This window comes from Pseudomonas sp. DF5, from assembly GCF_058148225.1.
Genome location: NZ_JBYVYM010000016.1, coordinates 1 through 20,704, shown reverse-complemented (window position 1 = coordinate 20,704; position 20,704 = coordinate 1). Strand labels below are relative to the sequence as shown.

At 60.0% G+C, this 20,704-nt stretch carries 19 protein-coding genes; all 19 read right to left on the bottom strand.

Features of this window, described 5'->3' with window-relative positions:
* Positions 1–77: 77 nt before the first annotated feature.
* The gene (locus AC30D7_RS16120) at positions 78–443 is read right to left on the bottom strand and encodes a flagellar protein FlaG (protein WP_007938606.1); all 366 of its coding nucleotides are present in this window, start codon (positions 441–443) and stop codon (positions 78–80) included.
* Positions 444–514: 71 nt separating this feature from the next.
* Complete coding sequence (locus AC30D7_RS16115) at positions 515–1,360, bottom strand: flagellin domain-containing protein (protein ID WP_064619498.1); 846 nt, start codon at positions 1,358–1,360, stop codon at positions 515–517.
* A 248-nt stretch (positions 1,361–1,608) separates the two neighbouring features.
* Entirely contained in the window at positions 1,609–1,875 is a 267-nt protein-coding gene (locus AC30D7_RS16110; protein ID WP_490134731.1) for a hypothetical protein, read from the bottom strand.
* On the bottom strand, positions 1,872–3,164 hold the full coding sequence (locus AC30D7_RS16105; RefSeq protein WP_490134730.1) for a motility associated factor glycosyltransferase family protein: 1,293 nt from the start codon (positions 3,162–3,164) through the stop codon (positions 1,872–1,874). Before AC30D7_RS16105 ends, AC30D7_RS16110 begins: the two co-directional genes overlap by 4 nt.
* An 82-nt stretch (positions 3,165–3,246) precedes the next feature.
* Positions 3,247–4,173 carry a ketoacyl-ACP synthase III gene (locus AC30D7_RS16100; protein WP_018925031.1) on the bottom strand — a complete coding sequence of 309 codons (927 nt, stop codon included), beginning with the start codon at positions 4,171–4,173 and terminating at the stop codon, positions 3,247–3,249.
* A gap of 229 nt (positions 4,174–4,402) precedes the next feature.
* Positions 4,403–5,455: a pseudaminic acid synthase gene (gene pseI, locus AC30D7_RS16095; RefSeq protein WP_490134729.1), complete on the bottom strand. Its 1,053-nt coding sequence runs from the start codon at positions 5,453–5,455 to the stop codon at positions 4,403–4,405.
* Positions 5,452–6,954 carry a UDP-2,4-diacetamido-2,4,6-trideoxy-beta-L-altropyranose hydrolase gene (gene pseG, locus AC30D7_RS16090; RefSeq protein ID WP_490134728.1) on the bottom strand — a complete coding sequence of 501 codons (1,503 nt, stop codon included), beginning with the start codon at positions 6,952–6,954 and terminating at the stop codon, positions 5,452–5,454. The genes pseI and pseG overlap by 4 nt, the downstream gene beginning before the upstream one ends.
* Positions 6,951–7,646 carry a pseudaminic acid cytidylyltransferase gene (gene pseF / locus AC30D7_RS16085; RefSeq protein WP_349745586.1) on the bottom strand — a complete coding sequence of 232 codons (696 nt, stop codon included), beginning with the start codon at positions 7,644–7,646 and terminating at the stop codon, positions 6,951–6,953. Before pseF ends, pseG begins: the two co-directional genes overlap by 4 nt.
* A 6-nt stretch (positions 7,647–7,652) precedes the next feature.
* Positions 7,653–8,816, bottom strand: coding sequence for a UDP-4-amino-4,6-dideoxy-N-acetyl-beta-L-altrosamine transaminase (pseC, locus tag AC30D7_RS16080; RefSeq protein ID WP_019579559.1), 1,164 nt, complete (start codon positions 8,814–8,816; stop codon positions 7,653–7,655).
* Positions 8,813–9,814 (bottom strand): UDP-N-acetylglucosamine 4,6-dehydratase (inverting), encoded by a 1,002-nt coding sequence (gene pseB / locus AC30D7_RS16075; RefSeq protein ID WP_019579558.1) that lies wholly within the window; start codon positions 9,812–9,814, stop codon positions 8,813–8,815. Before pseB ends, pseC begins: the two co-directional genes overlap by 4 nt.
* 30 nt (positions 9,815–9,844) lie before the next feature.
* On the bottom strand, positions 9,845–12,781 hold the full coding sequence (locus tag AC30D7_RS16070) for a glycosyltransferase family 2 protein (protein ID WP_490134727.1): 2,937 nt from the start codon (positions 12,779–12,781) through the stop codon (positions 9,845–9,847).
* A 51-nt stretch (positions 12,782–12,832) separates the two neighbouring features.
* Complete coding sequence (locus AC30D7_RS16065) at positions 12,833–13,570, bottom strand: cephalosporin hydroxylase family protein (protein WP_028939979.1); 738 nt, start codon at positions 13,568–13,570, stop codon at positions 12,833–12,835.
* A gap of 16 nt (positions 13,571–13,586) precedes the next feature.
* Positions 13,587–14,657: a class I SAM-dependent methyltransferase gene (locus AC30D7_RS16060; RefSeq protein ID WP_028939978.1), complete on the bottom strand. Its 1,071-nt coding sequence runs from the start codon at positions 14,655–14,657 to the stop codon at positions 13,587–13,589.
* A complete protein-coding gene (locus AC30D7_RS16055; protein ID WP_490134726.1) occupies positions 14,647–15,504 on the bottom strand; it encodes an NAD-dependent epimerase/dehydratase family protein in 858 nt (285 codons plus the stop codon). Before AC30D7_RS16055 ends, AC30D7_RS16060 begins: the two co-directional genes overlap by 11 nt.
* A complete protein-coding gene (locus AC30D7_RS16050) occupies positions 15,501–16,727 on the bottom strand; it encodes a methyltransferase domain-containing protein (protein WP_490134725.1) in 1,227 nt (408 codons plus the stop codon). The genes AC30D7_RS16055 and AC30D7_RS16050 overlap by 4 nt, the downstream gene beginning before the upstream one ends.
* Positions 16,724–17,284, bottom strand: a complete 561-nt coding sequence (locus tag AC30D7_RS16045; RefSeq protein ID WP_490134724.1) for a dTDP-4-dehydrorhamnose 3,5-epimerase family protein — start codon at positions 17,282–17,284, stop codon at positions 16,724–16,726. The genes AC30D7_RS16050 and AC30D7_RS16045 overlap by 4 nt, the downstream gene beginning before the upstream one ends.
* Positions 17,281–18,363 (bottom strand): CDP-glucose 4,6-dehydratase, encoded by a 1,083-nt coding sequence (rfbG, locus tag AC30D7_RS16040; RefSeq protein WP_490134723.1) that lies wholly within the window; start codon positions 18,361–18,363, stop codon positions 17,281–17,283. The genes AC30D7_RS16045 and rfbG overlap by 4 nt, the downstream gene beginning before the upstream one ends.
* Entirely contained in the window at positions 18,345–19,118 is a 774-nt protein-coding gene (gene rfbF / locus AC30D7_RS16035; RefSeq protein WP_305411589.1) for a glucose-1-phosphate cytidylyltransferase, read from the bottom strand. Before rfbF ends, rfbG begins: the two co-directional genes overlap by 19 nt.
* Before the next feature lie 281 nt (positions 19,119–19,399).
* The coding region (locus AC30D7_RS16030) for a calcium-binding protein (RefSeq protein WP_490134722.1) at positions 19,400–20,704 on the bottom strand (1,305 nt) is incomplete at its 5' end.

The window sequence follows — 20,704 nt, the reverse complement described above, 5'->3', positions numbered from 1 at the left end:
ACTCCCTTCAGTGTGTCGCCGGCCTTTTGACCACTACAACGCCCAAAAGAACATAGCAACAAAATTCGTGCCAGTTGTCAGACTTTTGCGCTGAACAACAGGCTGCTTGCATCATTCAAACTGTTCGCCAGCTTAAGGACTTCTTCGTTGGGGATTTGACGAATCACCTCACCGGAGTCACTGGCAATCACTTTGACCACAACTTTGCCTGAAGGCTCGTCAATCGAGAACTCCAGGTTACGCTTGACCGACTGAACGAACTTTTCGATTTCCTGAACGGCCATCTTCAGTTTTTCCTGCTCGGTCTGGTCTTTTTTACCTTCTTCCTTGACGGTAACCACTGGCGCAGTTTCCGCTCGAGGCTTTTCCGCAGGCTTGTCGGCAACAGTCGTCGCCTGCTGGGCCGCAGGATAAGACAAGTTCAGCTTGACGCTCATATCCATGTCCATCACCTCTCAAAGTAAAAAGCGAGAGAGCGCGACAAGCGCACCCCCCCGCCAAAACTCATCGGCTATTACTGAAGCAGTTTCAGTACAGCGGATGGCAGTTGGTTGGCCTGAGCCAGAACTGCGGTGGAAGCTTGTTGCAGAGTTTGTTGCTTGGTCAGCTGTGCAGTTTCAGCAGCGAAGTCGGTATCTTGTACGCGGCTCAGTGCAGCACTGGCGTTTTCGTTGATGTTTTGCAGGTTGGAAATGGTGGTCGAGAAACGGTTTTGAGCAGCACCCAGGTCAGCGCGAGTGGCGTTGATGTTTGCCAGAGCAGCGTCGATAGCCGAGATAGAGTTATCAACGTTGGTGTGGTTAAGGGCATTGGAAGTACCGGAAATAACAGTACCGGTCATGCCCAGGGCGCTGGCGTCGAAGCTGGTCGACAGGGTCAGAGTGATCTGGTTGTCGGAAGTAGTGTTCGAACCTACCTGGAACTGCATCGCACCAGCAGTACCGTCGATCAGCGCCTTACCGTTCAGGTTGGTCGACTGAGCGATACGGGTCAGTTCAGCAACCGACTGTTGGTATTCTTTGTCCAGAGCGGTACGGTCAGCAGTGCCGTTGGAGTCGTTTCGCGATTGCACTGCGATTTCACGCATACGCTGCAGAATGTTGGTCGACTCTTGCAGAGCGCCTTCAGCGGTCTGAGCGATCGAAACGCCGTCGTTGGCGTTTTTGATAGCCATGGTCTGGCCACGGATCTGCGAAGTCATACGGGTAGCGATCTGCAGGCCGGCGGCGTCGTCTTTGGCGCTGTTGATTTTCAGGCCGGAGGACAGGCGGGTCATCGAAGTCGACAGTGCGTCGGACGCACGGTTCAGGTTCTTCTGAACACTCAGGGAAGTAGTGTTAGTGTTTACTGTTAAAGCCATGACGAATTCCTCGTTGGTTGGGTACTGCGGCTTCCGGCCCTGGCAACCGCCCGGTATGGCCTAGAGAACCTTCGTAATAGTTATCGTCGCCAATGCAGGTTGCTTGAGGGGATTTTTGAAATTTTTTGCCATCACCCTGCCACCCCCTGTAAAACCGAGGCTTAGCGACGATCCAACCACCAAAAAATGACGCCAGAGAACTGCCACAACCCTTCTTACAGCCCCGCTCCCGCTGATCTGCCACGGCATTACGCAGAATTGACAGCCACCAGTAAATCGACCAGTTCGTATTCAAGGTAGTCCGCCAGCGCCAACCAGTCCTGTCGTTCCTGGCTATCCAACATGCCTGTCAGCAATGCCATCCACCGGGCCGCGATCTGGCTGTCTGCCCCGCCCACCCGCGACTGCACCTGCTCCGCCACCTCGACCATGACCAGCGCGGCCTCGACATCCCTTCCCAGGCGAAACAACGCTGAACATTGCCGGGCCTGATCAACGAGTAGCACTTCGCTCATTGACTGAACTCCGGATGAAATGTCGTGCCGGCAATCATGGCCCCGGCTCGACTGCTGTTGTAGAAGACGACGTGTGGATTCGCAGCGATATAGCGCTCCAGCTCACACAGGTAGCTGCGGAAATTGAGCTGGGTCTTGACCCGCTGCCCATGCCCATCCAACACCCAATGACGAGCCGCGCCCAATTGCGGACCAAGGTCACCGTCATTCCAGCCGGCATGGGTCTTGTTGTTGGGGAACGCGAAGTCAGCCCCGAACAGCGTGATCTGACTGGCGCCCATTTTCACCGCCAGGTCCACCGCCGGATGAATCACGCTGCCGCCTGCAAACAGCTCTGCCCGTGGGAGCTGCGCGCGCAGATCCCGAAAAACCGGGCTTGCTGAGTAGGCGACATAGCGTTTGCCTTGCCAGGTCTGCAAGACGGCAGGGGCCACCAGCGGCATGTAGACCAGCGTGATGTTTGCGCTGTCCTCGGGCGGCAGATGGCGCAGCGAGATACGCTGATCGATCGTGACGACCACATCCGGCTTGATACCGTTCTCGATCAGCGGCCTATAAGCGGTATCGACACAAACGAACAGTGGTCGCGGGGTCTGGCCGCGAATTGATCGCAAGGTCACGAAGTGCTGTTCCAGGCTCGGCCCGGTGGCGATGACAAACATCGGCTGGCCAGCGTGCGCCGCGAACAATTGTGCGGCGTCACTATCGACGCGGATCTGTTCGACACTTTCCAGCAGGCGCGTCGCTATTTCCGGATTGTCCGGATCGAACTCACGGTTGTTGAACGTCAGATGAACTTCGCTGATCAAGCGGTCGCGGATCTTCGCGTTGAAATCATCAGCCAGCACCAGCTCCGAAGGCAGGGCAAAGAACGGCAAACAAATCTCAGCCAAATCACCGGCGTAGTGCAACTCGACCCTCGAATCGCTGAGCCACGGCTGCTGATCGAGTAATTGCAGCACCAGCGCAAACACTGCGCCGTTAAGGATATGTACATGTAGCTGAATCAGCTCCGAACGCTGCAGCAGCTCCAGTTGCAGATCACCCAGCCCCGTGCCGTAAACATGCAACACCGGACTGTCGACCGGCAGGCTTGCCGCCTGAAGCTGCGCTTCGCGGGTACGGTCATGGCGACTGGTCAACTGAATGCCGTTGATGCTCAGGGTCGAGCCGAGCCCTTCCACCAGATCGGCCTGCAACGGGCCCGGATCTTCAGACAGCAGACGCTCAGCCACGGCCGGCCAGCGACGCTGAATGAGTTCGGCGTTGGGTTGAAAAAACTCGCTCATGGCGCCTCGCTGTAATTCGGGCAAAAAAATAGCGCTCAAGGTTACACCTTGAGCGCTTTTTTTGTGTCCGGCTTTTAGAAGATCAAGGACGATAGATGATCGCCGATCCCCAAGACAGACCAACACCGAAACCACTGAGCGCCACACGCTTCCACTTGGAATCGAGCACGTGTTTTTCCAGCAGCAATGGAATGCTCGACGACACGGTGTTACCGGTCTCGACCATGTCCTTGAGGAACTTCTCGGGCTCGCCCTCGAAACGTCGTGCCACGGCATCGACAATCGCCGCACTGCCCTGGTGAATGCAGAAGGCATCGATATCGTCAGCCGTCAGGCCCGAGTCGCCCAGCAGCTCGTGCAAATGCGCAGGGACTTTGAGCAGCGCGAAGTTGAAGACCTGACGGCCGTTCATGAAGAACACCCCGTCGGTAACCTTCAGGTGCGGCGCGCCGGAACCGTCGGTGCCGAACTTGGCCTTGCCCAACTGCCATGGCGCGTCTTCGCCCATCCAGGTGGCGGTGGCGGCATCGCCGAACAACATGGTGGTGTTGCGATCTTCCGGGTCGACGATCTTCGAATACGGATCGGCGGTCACCAGCAGGCCATTCTTCAGACCCGCGGCCTCCATGAAACCCTTGATGGCGTAGATACCGTAGACATAACCGGAGCAGCCCAGGGAGATATCGAACGCGGCCACGGTCGTCGGCAGGCCCAGCTTGTCCTGAACGATGGCGGCAGTGTGCGGCAGCCCTTCTTCGTCGCCGTTCTGGGTGACGACAATCAGCACGTCGATGGCTTCGCGCTTCAATTCAGGGTTGTTGGCGAACAGCGCATTGACTGCTTCGACACACAGGTCCGAGGTTTCTTGACCGGCGTCTTTGCGCGGCAGGAAAGCCGAACCGATCTTGCCAAGGATGAACTCTTCATCCTTTTCGAATTTTGCACCTTGTGCGTAATTGTCCACGCCGGCTACAGGAACGTAGCTCGCAATGCTCTTTATGCCAATCATTACGGCTTCCCAATAATAAACAGCCCAATACCACCGCTCGCAAGGAATCGAGGGGCGCCGACAAACAACGAATAACGTCGCCCTCAACGAGGTGACAGCGGGAAGAGTAAAAGGCCATCACTGAGCCAAAAGCAGGCCAGGCGCCCTCTTCCCTATTTATACAATACAGTGAAGATGCGCGTAATGACTCGCAGGTCACGCTATTTTGCCGAATCAGCCCCACAAGCGGTTATTCGACCAGCGACCAGTCCAGCGGCGTTCCTCGCTTGATGGCCTGGCGGGCACGGCGGCCCAGAAGGGTTTCAGCGTGTTTCGGGGCCAGCCCCAGGCCTGGACGGATGGCCCGCAGATTGGCGGCGGTAAAAGGCTCACCGGCGGTCATGTCCTGGGTGACATACAGCGACCGGCGGTACACCAGGGACTTGCGCTCGGCGTCAGTCACCCCGTAATGCACCTGGCCCATGGCCTGCCAGGCGCGCTCGGTTTCGATCACCAGGCTGGCGAGTTCGGCCGGTTCCAGGGAGAAACTGGCGTCCACCCCGCCTGCGGCACGGTCTAGGGTGAAGTGTTTTTCCACCACCGTCGCCCCCAGCGCTACGGCGGCGACAGACACCCCGACGCCCATCGAATGGTCGGACAAACCGACTTCACAGCCGAACAACTCGCGCAGATGAGGAATCGTGCGCACGTTGCTGTTGGCGGGCGTCGCCGGGTATGTGCTGGTGCACTTGAGCAACACCAGGTCCTTGCAACCGGCCTCACGGGCGGCACGCACGGTTTCGTCGAGCTCGGCGATGCTGGCCATGCCGGTGGAAATGATCAGCGGCTTGCCGGTGGCCGCGACCCGACGAATCAACGGCAGATCAGTGTTCTCGAAGCTGGCGATCTTGTAGGCCGGCACATCGAGGCTCTCGAGGAAGTCCACCGCGGTGTCATCGAACGGTGTGGAGAACGCCAGCATGCCCAGCTCTTTGGCCCGGGCGAAAATCGGCGCGTGCCATTCCCACGGCGTGTGGGCCTTTTCGTACAGCGCATACAGCGAAGAACCGGCCCACAAGCTGTTGGGGTCCTTGATGAAGAACTCGCCTTCGGACAAGTCCAGGGTCATGGTCTCGGCGGTGTAGGTTTGCAGCTTCAAGGCATGGGCGCCGGCCTTGGCCGCGGCTTCGACGATTTTTATCGCCATGTCCAGCGACTGGTTATGGTTGCCGCTCATCTCGGCAATGATGAACGGCGGCGCATCGGCACCGATCGAGCGATTACCGATCTTGAAACTGGTCATTGTTCTGGATCCTTCAACACGCGCGTGAACGCGCAAGCACTCTGAGTAAAACCACCCTCGCGGAAAACCTTCAGCGATGGCTGATTGGCCGGCAGCACCTGAGCGGTGATGGCCTCAAGTTGTGGCCAATGCGCTGTGACGAACGCTTCGCCTCGCGCCAGCAGCGCCCTGCCCCAGCCCAGGCCGAATCGGCCTTCGAACAGATAGATCGAGACCTCGGCCCGAGTACCGTCAAGGTCATAGCGCAGCATACCGACCGGGCCGTCATCCGCCTCGGCAATCAACAGCAGTCGCTGAGGGTTGTTCAGGCTCGCGGCCAACCAGACCTGATGCCGCTGCCAATCGATGGCGTGGGTGTCCAGCGACCAGCGCCGTACTGCCTCGGCATTACGTCCCTCGAACAACAATTGCGCATCGTCCGGATCGGCTCGACGCACCTGCAGTACCGCTCCCGCCAGTGCTGCCGCCACCCGCTGCGCGCCACGGCCATCGACCAACTGCCGTGAGCGTTCGGCCATACTTTGACGAAAACCTTGATTGCCTACGACAAAACCGATGGCTTGGCGCAACTGCTCGACGCTGACATGCTCGCGGTTGCCCAGGAACACATGAGCGCCCGAGGTCGCCATCACCTCGCCGTTGGCCTGCTGATTATTCGAGACCGCAATGCAAATCGTCGGCAGCCCCATGGCCGCCCGCTCCCAACTGGTGCCGCCACCGGCACCGATAAACAGGTCAGCCTCGGTCATCAGCCGATAGAAATCGCTGACAAAACTGTGCAGGCGCCAGTTCGGACGATACGCCGCCAGCGCCTGCATCTGCTCCCAGGCCGGGTTATCGGCACCCGCCACGAAATCGACTTCCAGCTCATGGAGGTCCGCCAGCGCCAACATCGCGTGGTGGGTCTGCATGGCCGCGTCGAAGCCGCCGAAGTTCACCAGCACTCGCCTGGCCCGAGGCTTGATCTCGATCGCCGGGCAGCAGAACTCATCGCGCAACATCGCAAAACGTGGGCCGAGCAAGGTCTGGCAGTCGGGCGTCAGCAGCGAGGCATAAGCCTCTGGGGTGCCCGACAGATTTTGATTGAGCAGCAGATCGACGCGGTACCGCCGAGTGGCCAGGTCATCCACCGCGGCGATCCGTGGTGCCCAGCGACGGGCCGCAGTCTGCCAGTGATGATCGAGGCCATAGTGGTCAACGATGATCCAGTCGAAAGCCGGATGGCTTTCCAGGGCTTGCGCCAGCGCGGCGATGTCCGCCTGCCACGGCAGCATCGACTCGATGGCCTGCTGCGGATCTTCATCGGGGTAGCGCGCCGGCAGCGCGAAGGTCTCGAAGCCCTCGCTGGCCAGGCTGTCCAGTCGATGCCCCGGCAGCAGACGACAGGCGAAGGCAACGTGCGTGCCCTGCTTGCGCAACACCCTGGCCAGGGTCAGACAACGGGCGATATGGCCGCTGCCAATGGTTGGCGACGCGTCAGCGCGGATCAGTACCCTCATTGCAACTCACCACCGGCCTTCAATGCGGCGTAAAGGTATTCGGCGCGTTTCCAGTCTTCAAGGGTGTCGATGTCCTGTACCAGGTAGCGCGGCAGAATCACCGGCAGGCTCGCTGGCGAGAAAAGTGCTTCACCACGCAACCAGGCCTCGCTACGCCCCCAGTAGAACTGGCCGGCGTCTTGAAAGGCTTCGGGCAAGTCCTGGGAACGGGTGTCACGAAACTCCGGATAGAGCGAGGTCAGGGCGCCCTGTGCGTCGAGGGTCAAGGCCCGCTGCACCGGGAAACCAAAACCGGTGACTGAAAACGCGAAAGATTTGTCCGGGTGCTGCACCAGCAACTCATGCCCTTGACGCAGATAGCGCGCTTGCAACAAAGGCGCCGTTGCGTAGACGCAGCAGGCATAGTCGAACGGCGGCAATTGATTCAGGGCATGCACGATCACCGCCGCAGTCCCGGTGAAGTCGTCAGCCAGTGCCGCGGGCCGCATGAACGGCACCTGAGCGCCATTGGCTCGTGCGACATCGGCAATTTCCTCATCGTCGGTACTGACGATCACCTGGTCGAACAGGCTCGATTCCAGCGCCGTGCGAATCGAACGGACGATCATCGGCACGCCGTCGAACGGCTTGAGGTTCTTGCGCGGGATTCGCTTGCTGCCACCACGGGCCGGAATGATCGCAACACAGCTCAAGAGTCACTACTCCTCAAGGATCAGCCGTCGTAATTGCTCGACCACATAGTCCTGTTGTTCATCGCTCAGCAGAGGAAACAGCGGCAGGCTGATGGCCTCGGCGTAATAACGTTCAGCCTGGGGGAAATCACCCTCGGCAAAACCCAGGTCGCGATAGTACGGCTGCAAGTGCAGCGGAATATAGTGCAGATTCACCCCGACACCGGCTGCTCGCAAGCCTTCGAACACCTGTCGATGACTGAGGTTGATCCGCTCCGTCTGCAAGCGCACAACGTACAGATGCCACGCCGATTCGGCTTCAGGCTGCGTGCTGGGCAAGGTCAGCGGCAAGTACGCCAGCAACCGGTCGTAACGCGCCGCCAGTTCACGGCGGCGCTCGATAAAGCCATCGAGCTTGTTCAGCTGTGAGAGACCGAGGGCCGCTTGCAGGTCGGTGATCCGGTAATTGAAGCCCAGTTCCACTTGCTGGTAGTACCACGGGCCGTGGCTGGGTTCGGTCATCTGCCCGGGGTCACGGGTCATGCCGTGGCTGCGCAGACGCTGCAAGCGCTCGGCCAGTTCCGGGCGATTGGTCAGCACCATGCCGCCTTCGGCGCTGGTAATGATCTTCACCGGGTGGAAACTGAACACGGTCATTGCCGCGAATTCGCCGCATCCCACCGGGCGCCCGGCATAGGACGCGCCGACCGCGTGGGAAGCATCCTCGATCACCGTGAAACCGTAACGCTCGGCCAGTTCGGCGATCATGCGCATATCGCAGCTCTGCCCGGAGAACGCTACCGCCACCAGCACTTTCGGCAGCTTGCCGTCGCGCTCGGCGATTTCCAACTTCGACGCCAAGGTGTAGGCATCGAGGTTCCAGGTCAGCGGGTCAATGTCGACAAAATCGACATCGGCGCCGCAGTAACGACCGCAATTGGCCGAGGCCAGAAAGGTGTTCGGCGTGGTCCATAACCGATCGCCCGGCCCCAGGCCAGCGGCGAGGCAGGCAATGTGCAACGCCGCAGTGGCATTGCACACCGCCACCGCGAAATCGGCCTGGCAACGCTCGGCCATGGCTTGTTCGAAACGCTCGATGGTCGGCCCTTGGGTCAGCCAGTCGGACTGCAACACGGCGACCACCGCATCGATGTCCGCCTGATCGAGGCTTTGCCGACCGTAGGGAATCATGCCGACAACTCCGCGTGCAGGTCGGCGATCTGGCCGACCGACAGGAAATGCGGGTTGGTGTCGGAGCGGTACTCGAAGTCTTCGCCCACCGGCCGCCCCTGCTCGCCCAGTTTGTCCACGGCAAAATCCACGTCGACGCTGGTGAAACGGATCGACGGCTGAATGGTGTAGTGATCGTCGAACTCCAGGGTCATGCGCGCGTCGTCCAGCGGCACCATCAGCTCATGGAGTTTTTCCCCCGGACGAATGCCGACGTGTTTGTGCGGCAAATGTTCAGCCATCCCCTGCGCCAGGTCGACGATGCGAATCGACGGGATTTTCGGCACAAACACCTCACCGCCGTGCATGCGGGCGAAGCTGTCGAGCACAAACTTCACGCCGTGATCGAGGGTGATCCAGAACCGCGTCATGCGCTCATCGGTGATCGGCAGCTCTTTGGCGCCCTCGGCAATCAGTTTGCTGAAGAACGGCACCACCGAACCCCGCGAGCCGGCGACATTGCCATAGCGCACCACGGCAAACCGGGTTTGTTGTTCGCCGGCAATGTTGTTGGCAGCGACGAACAGCTTGTCCGACAGCAGCTTGGTCGCGCCGTACAAGTTGATCGGGCTGGCAGCCTTGTCGGTGGACAGCGCGACAACTTTTTTCACACCGTTGTCGATGGCCGCGGCGATGATGTTTTCCGCGCCGTTGACGTTGGTGCGGATGCATTCGGTGGGGTTGTATTCCGCCGCTGGCACTTGCTTCAGCGCCGCGGCGTGCACCACATAATCGATACCGCGCATGGCCTGACGCAAACGGTCGGCGTCGCGCACATCACCGATGAAGTAACGCATGCACGGCGCGTTGAACGTCTGCTGCATCTCGTACTGCTTAAGCTCATCGCGGGAAAACACCACCACACGCTTGGGCTGGTATTGCTCCAGCAAGCGGCGGATGAAATTGCGCCCGAACGAACCGGTGCCGCCAGAGATGAAAATCGATTTACCGTTGAACATGCCTTGAGTCCTTTTACCTGTCAGCCAGGCTTATGCGAGCAACTGCGCCCAGTTCACGCTGGTCGGTTCACTGAGAGTAAAGCCCTTGCCGGTCAAGGCCAGGTTCTGGTTGTAGGCTGAGTCCTGTTCGAAGCGGGCGGGCCACTTGTCACGCAGGGCAGCTACCGCCTGCGGGTGATCCGGCAAAGAGCCTGGGTGGGCGATTTGCACTTGCGGCGTCCAAACGGTCAGCAACCCGGCATCGGCGACTTTCAGGCAAAAGTCGACATCGGCATATGCTTGCTCGAAATGCTCTTCATCCAGCCCACCCAGTGCCTCGAACACCTCTTTGCGCACCATCAGACAAGCGTCGGAAACCGCCGAATAATTCTGCTCGACCAATAGTCGATGCATATAACCCGGAGCGTCTTTTTTCTCGCCGACGAACGCAGAGGCCACGCCGTCCCCCAGCCCCAGAATCAAACCGGCGCCGGTCACACTGCCCTCGCGATCAACCAGCTTGGCACCCACCACACCCACTTCCGGGCGCTGGGCCTGGTTGAGCAAGGTTTCGATCCAATTGGCATTGACCACCTCGGCGTCCGCCGCGAGCAGTATCAGGTACTCACCTTGCGCCTGCGCAGCAGCCTGGTTGAGCAGTGCCGACGGGCTCATGCGCTGCTCGTTCTTGATCAGGCGAATCCGCCCGCGGCCGTTTTGCTCCAGGCTGTCGAGCCACGTCAGCAGATCGGCTGACTGGCTGTGGTTGTCGGCGATGATAATTTCGTTGTTCTGATAGCGCGTGCGCTGCAATACGCTCACCAGGCAGCGCTGCAATGACTCCTGATCGCCTTCGCTGCGCACGATAATCGACACCTTCGGACGCTGCGCGTGGCGGTAGTCGATCCGCAAGCCACCGAATGCCTCGGCACTGACCTGCGCCTGATAGCCACGGGTTGCCAGGTGACGTACCAGGGCCTGTCGTTGGTGCTCGTTCGGCGCCAGCTCCACCGCCGGAGTGATGAGCAATGGCTCAGCCAAATGCGCCAGCCCCGCCAACCCGCCAGCTTCGATCAGGCGCAGCAGCAGGTCGAATTCCAGTGCATCGCTGAACTCACGGGCATAACCACCGACATCCACCAGCACCTCGCGTCGAATCAGCCAATGCCGGGCGGTCAACGTCGGCAGACTTTGCAGCAGGTCGAGGTTGAAGGCCGGGCGGAAAACCTTGGTCAATGTGCCGTTACTACGGCGATGGATCTCATCCATCGCCACCGCACGGCAACCTTCGGCGTCCTGCAATTCAAGGCTGGCGCGCAGGAAGCCGGCAGCCGTGAACTCATCGCCGGCCTCAGCCAACAGCAGCCAGTCCGAGGTCGAGCGCTGGGCAATCTGGTTCAGTTTATCGACGTAGTTGCTTGCGCTGACCTTTACAAAATGCACGGTATTTTGTTCGGTAGTGACGTCAGGCAAATCACCGGTGGTGAAAACCACCACCTTGAAGGCGCGGAAAGCGCTTTCCATCAGACTGTCGAAGGTGACCTGCAACTTGTCCATGTCGGCTTCAAGATCCAGCAACAGAATGCCGAACTGAGGCCCCCCCTCATTGGCAGCCAGGTGTTGATTGATTTTCCGAACCGCGGTGTCGTTCGGCTGGCGTGCCTGCAACCAGTTCAACAGCCGGCCGGAGGGCATGCTGCCCAGCAACTCACGGCTGTCGTAGGTTGGCAGGCTGCCGAGGCGGGCAATCCAGTCCGTCAATATTTTCGCATCGGCGCTCTCGCCCATGTCCAGCAGCTGCTGCGCCAGTTTTTGCACGACCTGACGGTTGAATGCGCCCAACTGCACGGCATGCAGCAGACGGGTCTGGATGGTCTCGGGAGTGTCATTGGAATAGGTGCGCTGCAACGTATGCTGCTGTAGTAATGCACCCTCCATTTCTTCCAGCTGCAAGCGTCCGGCCGGCATCGCATGAAGCAGGAATTCGCACTCGGTCAGTTGATCGAAAAACGCCTGGTTGTAGAACGGCATCTCGACATATTGCCGGGTACCGAATGCGCGTTTCGGGCCGACGGTGGGATCTTTCCAGTAGGACTCAAAGATCGGCTCGATAGTCAATGCATTGCGCGTGGCCAGGCTGTCGGCCAGCGCCTGGAAACTTTGCAGGGCGAACTCTGCGGTCTGCGTCTGGTCCAGGCCACTGATGTCGGTCGGTAGCGTGGCGAGGAAACCGGCAAAGCGCTCACGCTCGGCGACGGAGCGGGCGTCTTTGAAACTCAGGACGTGAATAATTTCAGTATTGTGATCCGAACGACCGTAGTTGACCTCCCGCACCACATAAGGCATTGGCAGAATCCGCGCCTTGGCCCGTGCGAGCATGTAATACACATGGCCGATTTCCTGCCACTCGAAAATCGTGCCCTCCGGCATGGCTGCATACCAGTCCCGCAACAGCGAAGTGCGATGCACCGCATAGAACGGCGGAATGTACTGGCCCATGTAGTCGAGCACACGATCCTGCGCGCGCTCGGCGTTGTAATCCTCTTTCACCTTCTTGTCGCGACGGTAGTACTGCACATAGTTGGAGTGCGTCAGGTACATCAGGCAGTAGCCGTGGCACATGCCGTAATCAGGATTGGCCTCGAGGAAGCTCACCGATTCGGTCAGTGCATCGTGCAGCAGGAAGTCATCGTCGGAAGCCAACACCATGTACGGCGTGGTGACCTGGCTGACGCCATACGCGAGCTTTTGCTGAAACCCCGTATAGGTGAACTGCGGCAAATGGCGATAGTCGACCGATGGAAAGTCGCTTGCGATGCGCTCATCGTCCTGTACGGAGGAATCCAGCACCAGCACCTTGGCGGAGTAACGGCTGTAGTACTGCAAGGCGCGTCGCAGGAACGCCCTGCGGTTGTGGGTGATAACCACCACCGTGAACAGCTCGTTCAGCGGTGTCACGTTGGTTTGAGTGCTGCTTTGAACCTGCATTTTCCTATCCCCACAACCGGCCGATCGCCAAGTACCTGAAGCTGTTTTTGATTAACGAACGCGACGCAGATAGCCGTCCGGCGCCACGGTGATCAGCAGTTTGTTTTGCATCTGCTGGTCGATCTCGAAGTCCTTGTTCTCTTCCAGGTACTTCCACACCGCAGTTTTCGGGTTATCGCCCGGGCCCCATGGACGATCCGGGAAGAAGTCGGCCGGCATGTCTTCGACCACGGTGTCCATCACCACGCAATAGCTGTCCACCGAAACCAGTGGTGCGTAAAGGCGCAGTTCCTCCAGCACGTGATCGTGGGTGTGGTTGGAATCGAGCACCAGAATGACTTTCTTGCCTTCGGCAGCAGCGCGCACTTGGGCGGCGATGGCCGGGTCAATGCTCGAACCTTCGATCATCGAGATGCGCTTGCTCATCGGGTGGCTCTCGATGGCTTCGCGGTTGTGCGGGCGAATGTCGAGGTCGATGCCCAGCACTTCCCCGTGGCCTTGCAGCTCCAGCAAGGAGGCGTAGTAGATGATCGAACCGCCGTGGGCGATACCGCATTCGATGACCAGGTCCGGTTTGACCTGCCAGATGATTTCCTGCATCGCCATCATGTCTTGTGGCAGCTGGATGATCGGACGGCCCATCCACGAGAAGTGGTAGCTGTACTTGTGTTTGGCCGATTCGTTGAAGAAATCCCGGGCCAGGCCGGTGAGTTTCTGGTCGTCACCCTGCTGGGCGATCTGTTCCCGGCATTCGGCTTCGAAAGCTTTATTGATGGTGTTGTCGGTCATTTTAGAATCTCAATAGTCACTGGAACGAAGCGCTGTCGACGGCGTGATAGACGTAGCGTCCACCAGTCATCCGCTTGATTTCTTCGAGGTAGTTGGAGTTCATCACAAACAGATTGGCGCCTTCAGGCAAGGCATCCATGGCCTCTTGCGGCGAGGACACCCGCACGCCACTCAGGGGCAGATAACGCCCCTGTTTGGCCGGGTTGATATCCACCACGCGATCCACCGCCACACCCGCACGTTGCAGGAACAACGAATAAATCACGCCTTTGGACGAGGCACCCCAGATCGCCGAACCTTGCTCGGGCGCCGCTTGAATGATCTGCACCGCACGCTCAAGGCTGCTGGTGAAACCGTCCGGCAATGCCAGGCGCGGCACCGGTTGTTCCGGCGTCAGGCGCAGCGTGGCCAGGTCGGCGACGATGTACAGGTATTGGCCACCGAACAGGTGACCGGCCTCGTGTACGGTGCCGAACATCCGGCGCAGGTCATCGAGGCGGAAATAATTGACGTGTTCGTAGAACAGGTCGAACCAGGCGCGGTGCTCGAGAATCCAGTCGAAGCACGGCACTTCGATGTAGATCTGCCCGCCCTGATTGGCCTCGGCCATCTCGGCGAGAAAACTCACCGGGTCCTGGATATGTTCCAGCACATGCCGCAGCACGATAGCGTCCGCCGACAGCCCCAGGCCGCGAGTGAACGGCGCCTTGATCACGTCGGCGTTGTCGCCTTCGTAGGCCGGGTCGATGCCAGTGATGGCGTAGCCCAGGCTTTTGAGCAGCTCAAGAAAGTAGCCTTTACCGCAGCCGACTTCGATCAGTTCCTGACCCTTGAAGTGGCGGGCAATGATCCCTTCGACATCGCTCAGATGCTTCTGGAACTGGCCGGAATGCGCCTGCTCGTTCTGATAGTCGGCGTCGTAGCTGAGCTTGTCGGCGTCGAAGGCCTGATTGAAGATCAGCCCGCTCGCCTCGTCCTGCACCAACAGCATGTCGGCGCTGGCCGAAGCCCTGGCCGACTCCGGGTCGGCAAAGGTACGGTTCTGCAACACCGGCAGGTCGGCGACCCGATACAACTCATGCCTCATGCTCTGCTCCCAGTAGCTGTTGCAAGCGGTCCGCCACGCCCCAGAACGCCATCGGTTCATGGATCGGGTATGGGTAATGGCCCAGGTTCAAACGGATCGACGCGCCACGCTCACGCAACCGCTGCTCGACCAGCGCCCTGACCGATACCGGCTGGCCACTGGAACAATTGATCACGCCATCGAATTCGCGCTGTTGCAGGATCGTGGCGAGGTAATCGGCGGCCGTGTCGATCGCCAGGTAATCGCGTAACTGCTCGCCGGCCGACATGTTGAAGCTGTCGTCCCCGGCGTCGATTGCCCGATCCAGTGCCGCCAGTAAACTGTTGGGGTTTTGCCCGGCACCGTGCAGGTAGAACAGTCGCGCCCATTGCAGGGCGAAGGGCTGTTGGCGCTGCAGGTTTTCGAGGAACAGACGCAAGGTGTTCTTGGCCAGCCCGTAAGGGTTGCTTGGCCGCGCCTCGGTCTGCTCGCTGAGCGGCCCGCTCTGCAGGCCGTATTCGAAACAGGTGCCGGTGACCAACACCTGCGATACGCCCGCCTCGACCGCGCCCTTGATGAAGCGGTAATCGGCCATCAGGTTGTGCTCGAAGTGAAACAGCGCCTGATAATTCGGCAACCCCGGCCAGGCGAGATGCGCCAAGGCATCGACGCCATCGGTCAGCGCGGCGAAGTCCAGGTCGGCGGCATGAACATCCGCGGCCACGAATTCCACGGCGTTGATCCACGGTAATTGCGCGGCGGTCTCGGAGTTACGCGCCACGGCCCGCACCTCGCAACCACGGGCGAGCAAAACCGCGACCAGATGTCGGCCGACGAACCCGGTAGCACCGGTCACCATCACCTTCACAGTACGGTCAACTCAGGCACGGCGATCACGAAACGGCCGTCCCACTGACGCACCTGCGCCAGTTGCTGACTGACTTCGTGCAACAGGTTCCACGGCAACACCAGGATATAATCCGGCTTTTCCAGATCAATCTGCGTCGGCGAAACGATCGGAATGCGACTGCCCGGCAAGTACTTGCCCTGCTTGTGCGGATTCGCATCGGCCACCCAGGCCAACAGGTCCGGTTTGACGCCGGCGTAGTTGAGCAAGGTGTTGCCCTTGGCCGCCGCGCCATAACCGACCACGCGCTTGCCGTCGGCCTTGGCCTGCAACAGGAAACGCAGCAATTGGTGCTTGATGCCCTCGGCTGCTGGCGCCAGGGTCGCGTAGTACTCGGGGGTTTTTACTCCCGCTGCCAGTTCGACCTGCAACTGCTGTTGAACGGCTGGCTGCACCTCACGGCGAACACCGTCGGCACGCTGGACGAACACCCGCAACGAACCGCCATGGGTCGACAACTGGCTGACGTCGAACACTTCCAGCCCATTGCGCTCGCACAAGGTCTGCACGGCGGTCAGGGACAGGTAGGAATAGTGCTCGTGATACAGCGTGTCGAATTGCTGCCCGGCCATCAGCGTCAGCAGCTGCGGAAACTCGAACGTCGCCACGCCGGTCGGCTTGAGCAAGGTGGCAAAACCACCGAGAAAATCATTGATGTCCGGGACGTGGGCCAACACGTTGTTGGCGGCCATCAGGTCGGCGGCCCAGCCTTCGTTTTTCAGTTGCGCAGCGGTGTCGCGACCGAAGAACAGCTCACGAATCTCCAGGCCTTTTTCCCGCGCCGCTTGCGCGGTGCTGCGGGTTGGCTCAACACCCAGGCAAGGGATGCCGCGCCCGGCCACGTACTGCAACAGATAACCGTCATTGGCGGCGATTTCCACCACGCGGCTGTCGGCAGTCAGACCGAAGCGTTCGACCATCTCCGCCACATAGCGCTCGGCGTGGGCCAGCCAGGTACTGGAGAACGAACTGAAATACGCATACTCGGCGTCGAACAGACTGTCTGCGCTAGTGTAATCCTCGGTCTGCACCAGCCAGCACCGCTGACACACCGCGACCTTCAAAGGCACCCATTGCTCGGTTTGTTCCAGGCGATCGACGTGCACATAGGCGTTGGATGGCGGCGAGGTACCGAGATCGATCAGCGGCAAGGCCAGAGGAGTACCGCAACCACGGCAGTTCATAGACACACTCCAGCGAAGTGTTCATCGATCAAGGGATGGCTGGAATCCCTGGCCGACAGATTATTGACAGGCAACGGCCAGGCAATCGCCAGCCGTGGATCGTTCACCGACAACCCGCCCTCGTGCGCAGGCGCGTAATCGGCGCTGTGCAGGTAGAGCAATTCGGCGTCATCGGTCAGGGTCTGGAAGCCATGGGCGAACCCGGCCGGGATCAGCAGGCTGCGACCGTCACCGGCCTTCAGGTGCTCGGCGTGCCAGCGCAGGAAAGTCTCGGAGTCGGGGCGCAAGTCCACCGCCACATCCCAGACCTCACCGCGCAGGCAAGTAATCAACTTGGCTTCCGGCGCATTGGAATTTTGAAAATGCAGACCGCGCACACTGCCCCGCTCACGGGTGCAGGAGTGGTTGATCTGGCGGATATGAAACGGCTGGCCGAAAGCGCTCAGGCTGCCTTCGCAAAACAACCGGGCGAAGTGCCCACGATCATCTTCGAAGCGTTTGTGCTGCACGCTGAACAGACCGGCCAGCGGCAAGGCTTTCAACAGAAACTCGCTCACAACGCGCCTCGGTACAGGTTCAACTGGTTCAGGGTGACTTCACGCATGTCATCACCGTTCTGCCACGCCAGGTGCCAATCGAGGGTCTGGGTCAGGCACTGCTGCAACGACCAACGCGGTTGCCAGGCCAACCGTTGACGGGCGCGACTGCTGTCCAGGCGCAACAGGCCGGCTTCGTGCAAATCACTCGGCTCGATGCGCAATCCGCGTGCTTGCGGCCAGCGGCTGGCAAGCAACTCGACCACTTCGCCGACGCTGCACATGTCCGCTTCGCTCGGGCCAAAGTTCCACGCGCCGGCAAACGCCGGGCCTTGTTCGTAGAGACCAGCGGCCAATTGCAGGTAACCCGCCAAAGGCTCAAGAGCGTGCTGCCAGGGGCGCACGGCCTGCGGGTAGCGCAGAGTCACAGGCTCGTCTGCCGACCAGGCCTTGAGCACATCGGGAATCAGGCGCTCAGGCGCGAAGTCACCACCACCCAGCACGTTGCCGGCCCGCGCGGTGGCCAACGCCAAGCCATGCTCGGCGTACTTGTCGGCCGGGAAAAACGATGCGGCGTAAGACTGCGCCAACAATTCGCAGCAAGCCTTGCTGCTGCTGTAAGGGTCGTGACCACCCAGGGCTTCGTCTTCGCGGTACGGCCACAGCCATTCCTTGTTGGCGTAGACCTTGTCGGTGGTCACCAGCACACAGGCGCGCACTCCGCCGACCTGGCGGATCGCTTCGAGCAGATTGAGCGTACCCATGACGTTACTGGAATAGGTGCCGAGCGGATCGCGATAGCCTTCGCGCACCAGCGGTTGGGCCGCCAGGTGCAGGACGATTTCCGGCTGGGTTTCGGCGATCAGTTCCAGCAAGGCGCCGAGGTCACGCAGGTCGCCGCGCTGATCATTGATGCCTTCGTGCACCCGCGCCAGATCGAACAGGCTCGGCTCGGTGGACGGATCGAGCGAAAACCCGCTGACCTCGGCCCCGAGGCTTTGCAGCCACAACGTCAACCAGCTGCCCTTGAAACCAGTGTGGCCGGTCAGTAGGACACGCTTGCCACGCCAGAACTCCGGACTCAGGCCCATTGCTTCCATGGGGCCTCCCCGCTCTGCCACAGCGCTTCGAGGTGGTTCTTGTCGCGCAGGGTGTCCATCGGGTGCCAGAAGCCTTCGTGCTCGAACGCCTTCAACTGTTCGTCCTGGGCCAGCCGGGTCAACGGCTCGGCTTCCCAGGTGGTCTCGTCACCGCCGATGTACGACAGCACTTTCGGCGACAACACAAAGAACCCGCCATTGATCCAGCCGCCGTCGCCACGGGGCTTCTCGGTGAAACCGAGCACCTGATCGCCGTGACGCTCCAGGGCACCGTAACGGCCCGGCGGTTGTACGGCGGTGACGGTCGCCAGACGACCGTGGACGCTGTGGTAGTCCACCAGTTGACGGATATTGATATCGGAGACGCCGTCGCCATAGGTGAAGCAAAACGCCTCTTCATCCTTGAGGTAACGGCCGGCACGCAGCAAGCGGCCACCGGTCATGGTTTCCTCGCCGGTGTCGATGAGAGTGACGCTCCACGGCTCGCTGTAGTTCTGGTGCACGTCCATGCGGTTGTTGCGCATGTCGAAGGTGACGTCGGAGGTGTGCAGGAAGTAGTTGGCGAAGAAGTCCTTGATCGCATAGCCCTTGTAGCCAAGGCAGATCACGAAGTCATGAATCCCGTGAGCGGAGTACTGTTTCATGATGTGCCAAAGAATTGGCTTGCCACCGATCTCGATCATCGGCTTGGGCTTGAGGTGCGACTCTTCGCTGATGCGCGTGCCCAGGCCACCCGCCAGAATTACTGCCTTCATCGTCTCCCCTCTTGTTCTTCACAGAGCTCGGCCAAGCTGTTTCAAGCTTTTGCGGGCTGTCTGGCTAAAACGCTCTGCCGTGTCAGGCGCTGGCGTACCGGCCGCAAGCGCTCGTTTTATGGCGATATGAGGGGGGACTTGCAGGAAACGCGCCAGCTCATGAATCCAGATTGAAGGCACAAAAAAGGGACGAATCCGGATCACGCAGACCGGGTTCGTCCCCAAGCGTAAAGCGGACGCCTTCAATCCTGTTGCAGGAGAGAAGGCGTCTGATTCAGGTATCAGCCAAACATTGCAAACGCATCACTGTTGGCCGGCATGTTGAAGAGCTGTCCGTCCGCCGTCTGGATTTGCTCGATGGTATCGGAGCCGGCGAACCAGTCCTTGAGCTGTACACCTTCCTGCGGAACCTGTCCTGGACTAACACTCGATCGGTGCAGGTAGAGGTCATCACCGACACGATCAACCAACAGTTCGGAACTGCTGATGTACGACAGCACTATTTTGTCGGAGCGGCTGATGCCAATGTCCTGGATCGTCACCAATGCCGAGGTGTTAACGTTGTAGGTATCGTCATCCTCGCCACCAAAGGCCGACCCGCTGGCTTGCAGCACCAGATTGTCATCGCCAGCACCGCCAAACAGCGAGAAACCGGAGCCCGTGCCGGTCAGCAGGTCGCCACCGTCCCCACCATCGGCCATGCCATGAGTCACCGTGATGACGTCGCCCCCCGCTTCACCATAGGCCCGGCTGCCCTCGTCGCTGGCAGCGGTGACGATGGTGTCGTTGCCATTGCCGCCATACAAGGTGTCAGCCTGCGGCCCATTGATCACACCATCAAGGGTGAATGGCCCGATCTGGGACACCAGCCCACCGTAGAGATAATCGTTGCCGTCGCCACCATAGATGACGTCGTTACCCAACCCGCCTTCAAGGTAGTTGACATTGGCATCACCGGTCAGGGTGTCATTGAAGTGGCTGCCCACTACGCGCTCGATGTTGCGCAGCACATCGCCTTGGGCATCGCCGCCCTGGTTGACGTTGGTCTGCAGGTTGATGTTCACAGCGGTGGTATTGGTGATGTACAAGACGCTGTCCTGACCCTCGCGGCCGTCAATCACATCCGCACCTGCACCACCGATAAAGACGTCACCGAACCGCGAACCCGACAACGTGTCATCAAAGTTGCTGCCCTGGAAGATCTCAATGTTGGTAAAGGTGTCGCCCGCGGCATCTCCGGCGTTGGCATTGGTGGTCAGGTCGATGGTCACCGCTGCGTCCGAAAGCTCGTAACTGACCAGGTCCTGCCCAACGGCACCGTCCAGGCCCATGGCAGTGGTACCGCCATAGAAAATGTCGTTGTAGTTCGACCCCTTGATTACTTCGATGCCGGTGAAGGTGTCACCCGCTCCGATCCCGGAGTACACGCCAGTCTTCAGGTTGATGGTCATCGCCACGGTACTGTCGCTATAGCCGGCCGTGTCATAACCGGCACCGCCGATGAACTGGTCGGCGCCCGCTCCGCCGTACAGCGTGTCGGCACCCGAACCGCCGGTGATGATGTTGTCGCTGGCGTTGCCCCAACC

Excerpts from the sequence above, each read along its gene's own strand:
- AC30D7_RS16120 (WP_007938606.1), bottom strand. The coding sequence starts at position 443 with ATGGATATGAGCGTCAAGCTGAACTTGTCTTATCCTGCGGCCCAGCAG.
- AC30D7_RS16115 (WP_064619498.1), bottom strand. The coding sequence starts at position 1,360 with ATGGCTTTAACAGTAAACACTAACACTACTTCCCTGAGTGTTCAGAAG.
- AC30D7_RS16110 (WP_490134731.1), bottom strand. The coding sequence starts at position 1,875 with ATGAGCGAAGTGCTACTCGTTGATCAGGCCCGGCAATGTTCAGCGTTG.
- AC30D7_RS16105 (WP_490134730.1), bottom strand. The coding sequence starts at position 3,164 with ATGAGCGAGTTTTTTCAACCCAACGCCGAACTCATTCAGCGTCGCTGG.
- AC30D7_RS16100 (WP_018925031.1), bottom strand. The coding sequence starts at position 4,173 with ATGATTGGCATAAAGAGCATTGCGAGCTACGTTCCTGTAGCCGGCGTG.
- pseI (WP_490134729.1), bottom strand. The coding sequence starts at position 5,455 with ATGACCAGTTTCAAGATCGGTAATCGCTCGATCGGTGCCGATGCGCCG.
- pseG (WP_490134728.1), bottom strand. The coding sequence starts at position 6,954 with ATGAGGGTACTGATCCGCGCTGACGCGTCGCCAACCATTGGCAGCGGC.
- pseC (WP_019579559.1), bottom strand. The coding sequence starts at position 8,816 with ATGATTCCCTACGGTCGGCAAAGCCTCGATCAGGCGGACATCGATGCG.
- pseB (WP_019579558.1), bottom strand. The coding sequence starts at position 9,814 with ATGTTCAACGGTAAATCGATTTTCATCTCTGGCGGCACCGGTTCGTTC.
- AC30D7_RS16070 (WP_490134727.1), bottom strand. The coding sequence starts at position 12,781 with ATGCAGGTTCAAAGCAGCACTCAAACCAACGTGACACCGCTGAACGAG.
- AC30D7_RS16065 (WP_028939979.1), bottom strand. The coding sequence starts at position 13,570 with ATGACCGACAACACCATCAATAAAGCTTTCGAAGCCGAATGCCGGGAA.
- AC30D7_RS16060 (WP_028939978.1), bottom strand. The coding sequence starts at position 14,657 with ATGAGGCATGAGTTGTATCGGGTCGCCGACCTGCCGGTGTTGCAGAAC.
- AC30D7_RS16050 (WP_490134725.1), bottom strand. The coding sequence starts at position 16,727 with ATGAACTGCCGTGGTTGCGGTACTCCTCTGGCCTTGCCGCTGATCGAT.
- rfbG (WP_490134723.1), bottom strand. The coding sequence starts at position 18,363 with ATGGAAGCAATGGGCCTGAGTCCGGAGTTCTGGCGTGGCAAGCGTGTC.
- rfbF (WP_305411589.1), bottom strand. The coding sequence starts at position 19,118 with ATGAAGGCAGTAATTCTGGCGGGTGGCCTGGGCACGCGCATCAGCGAA.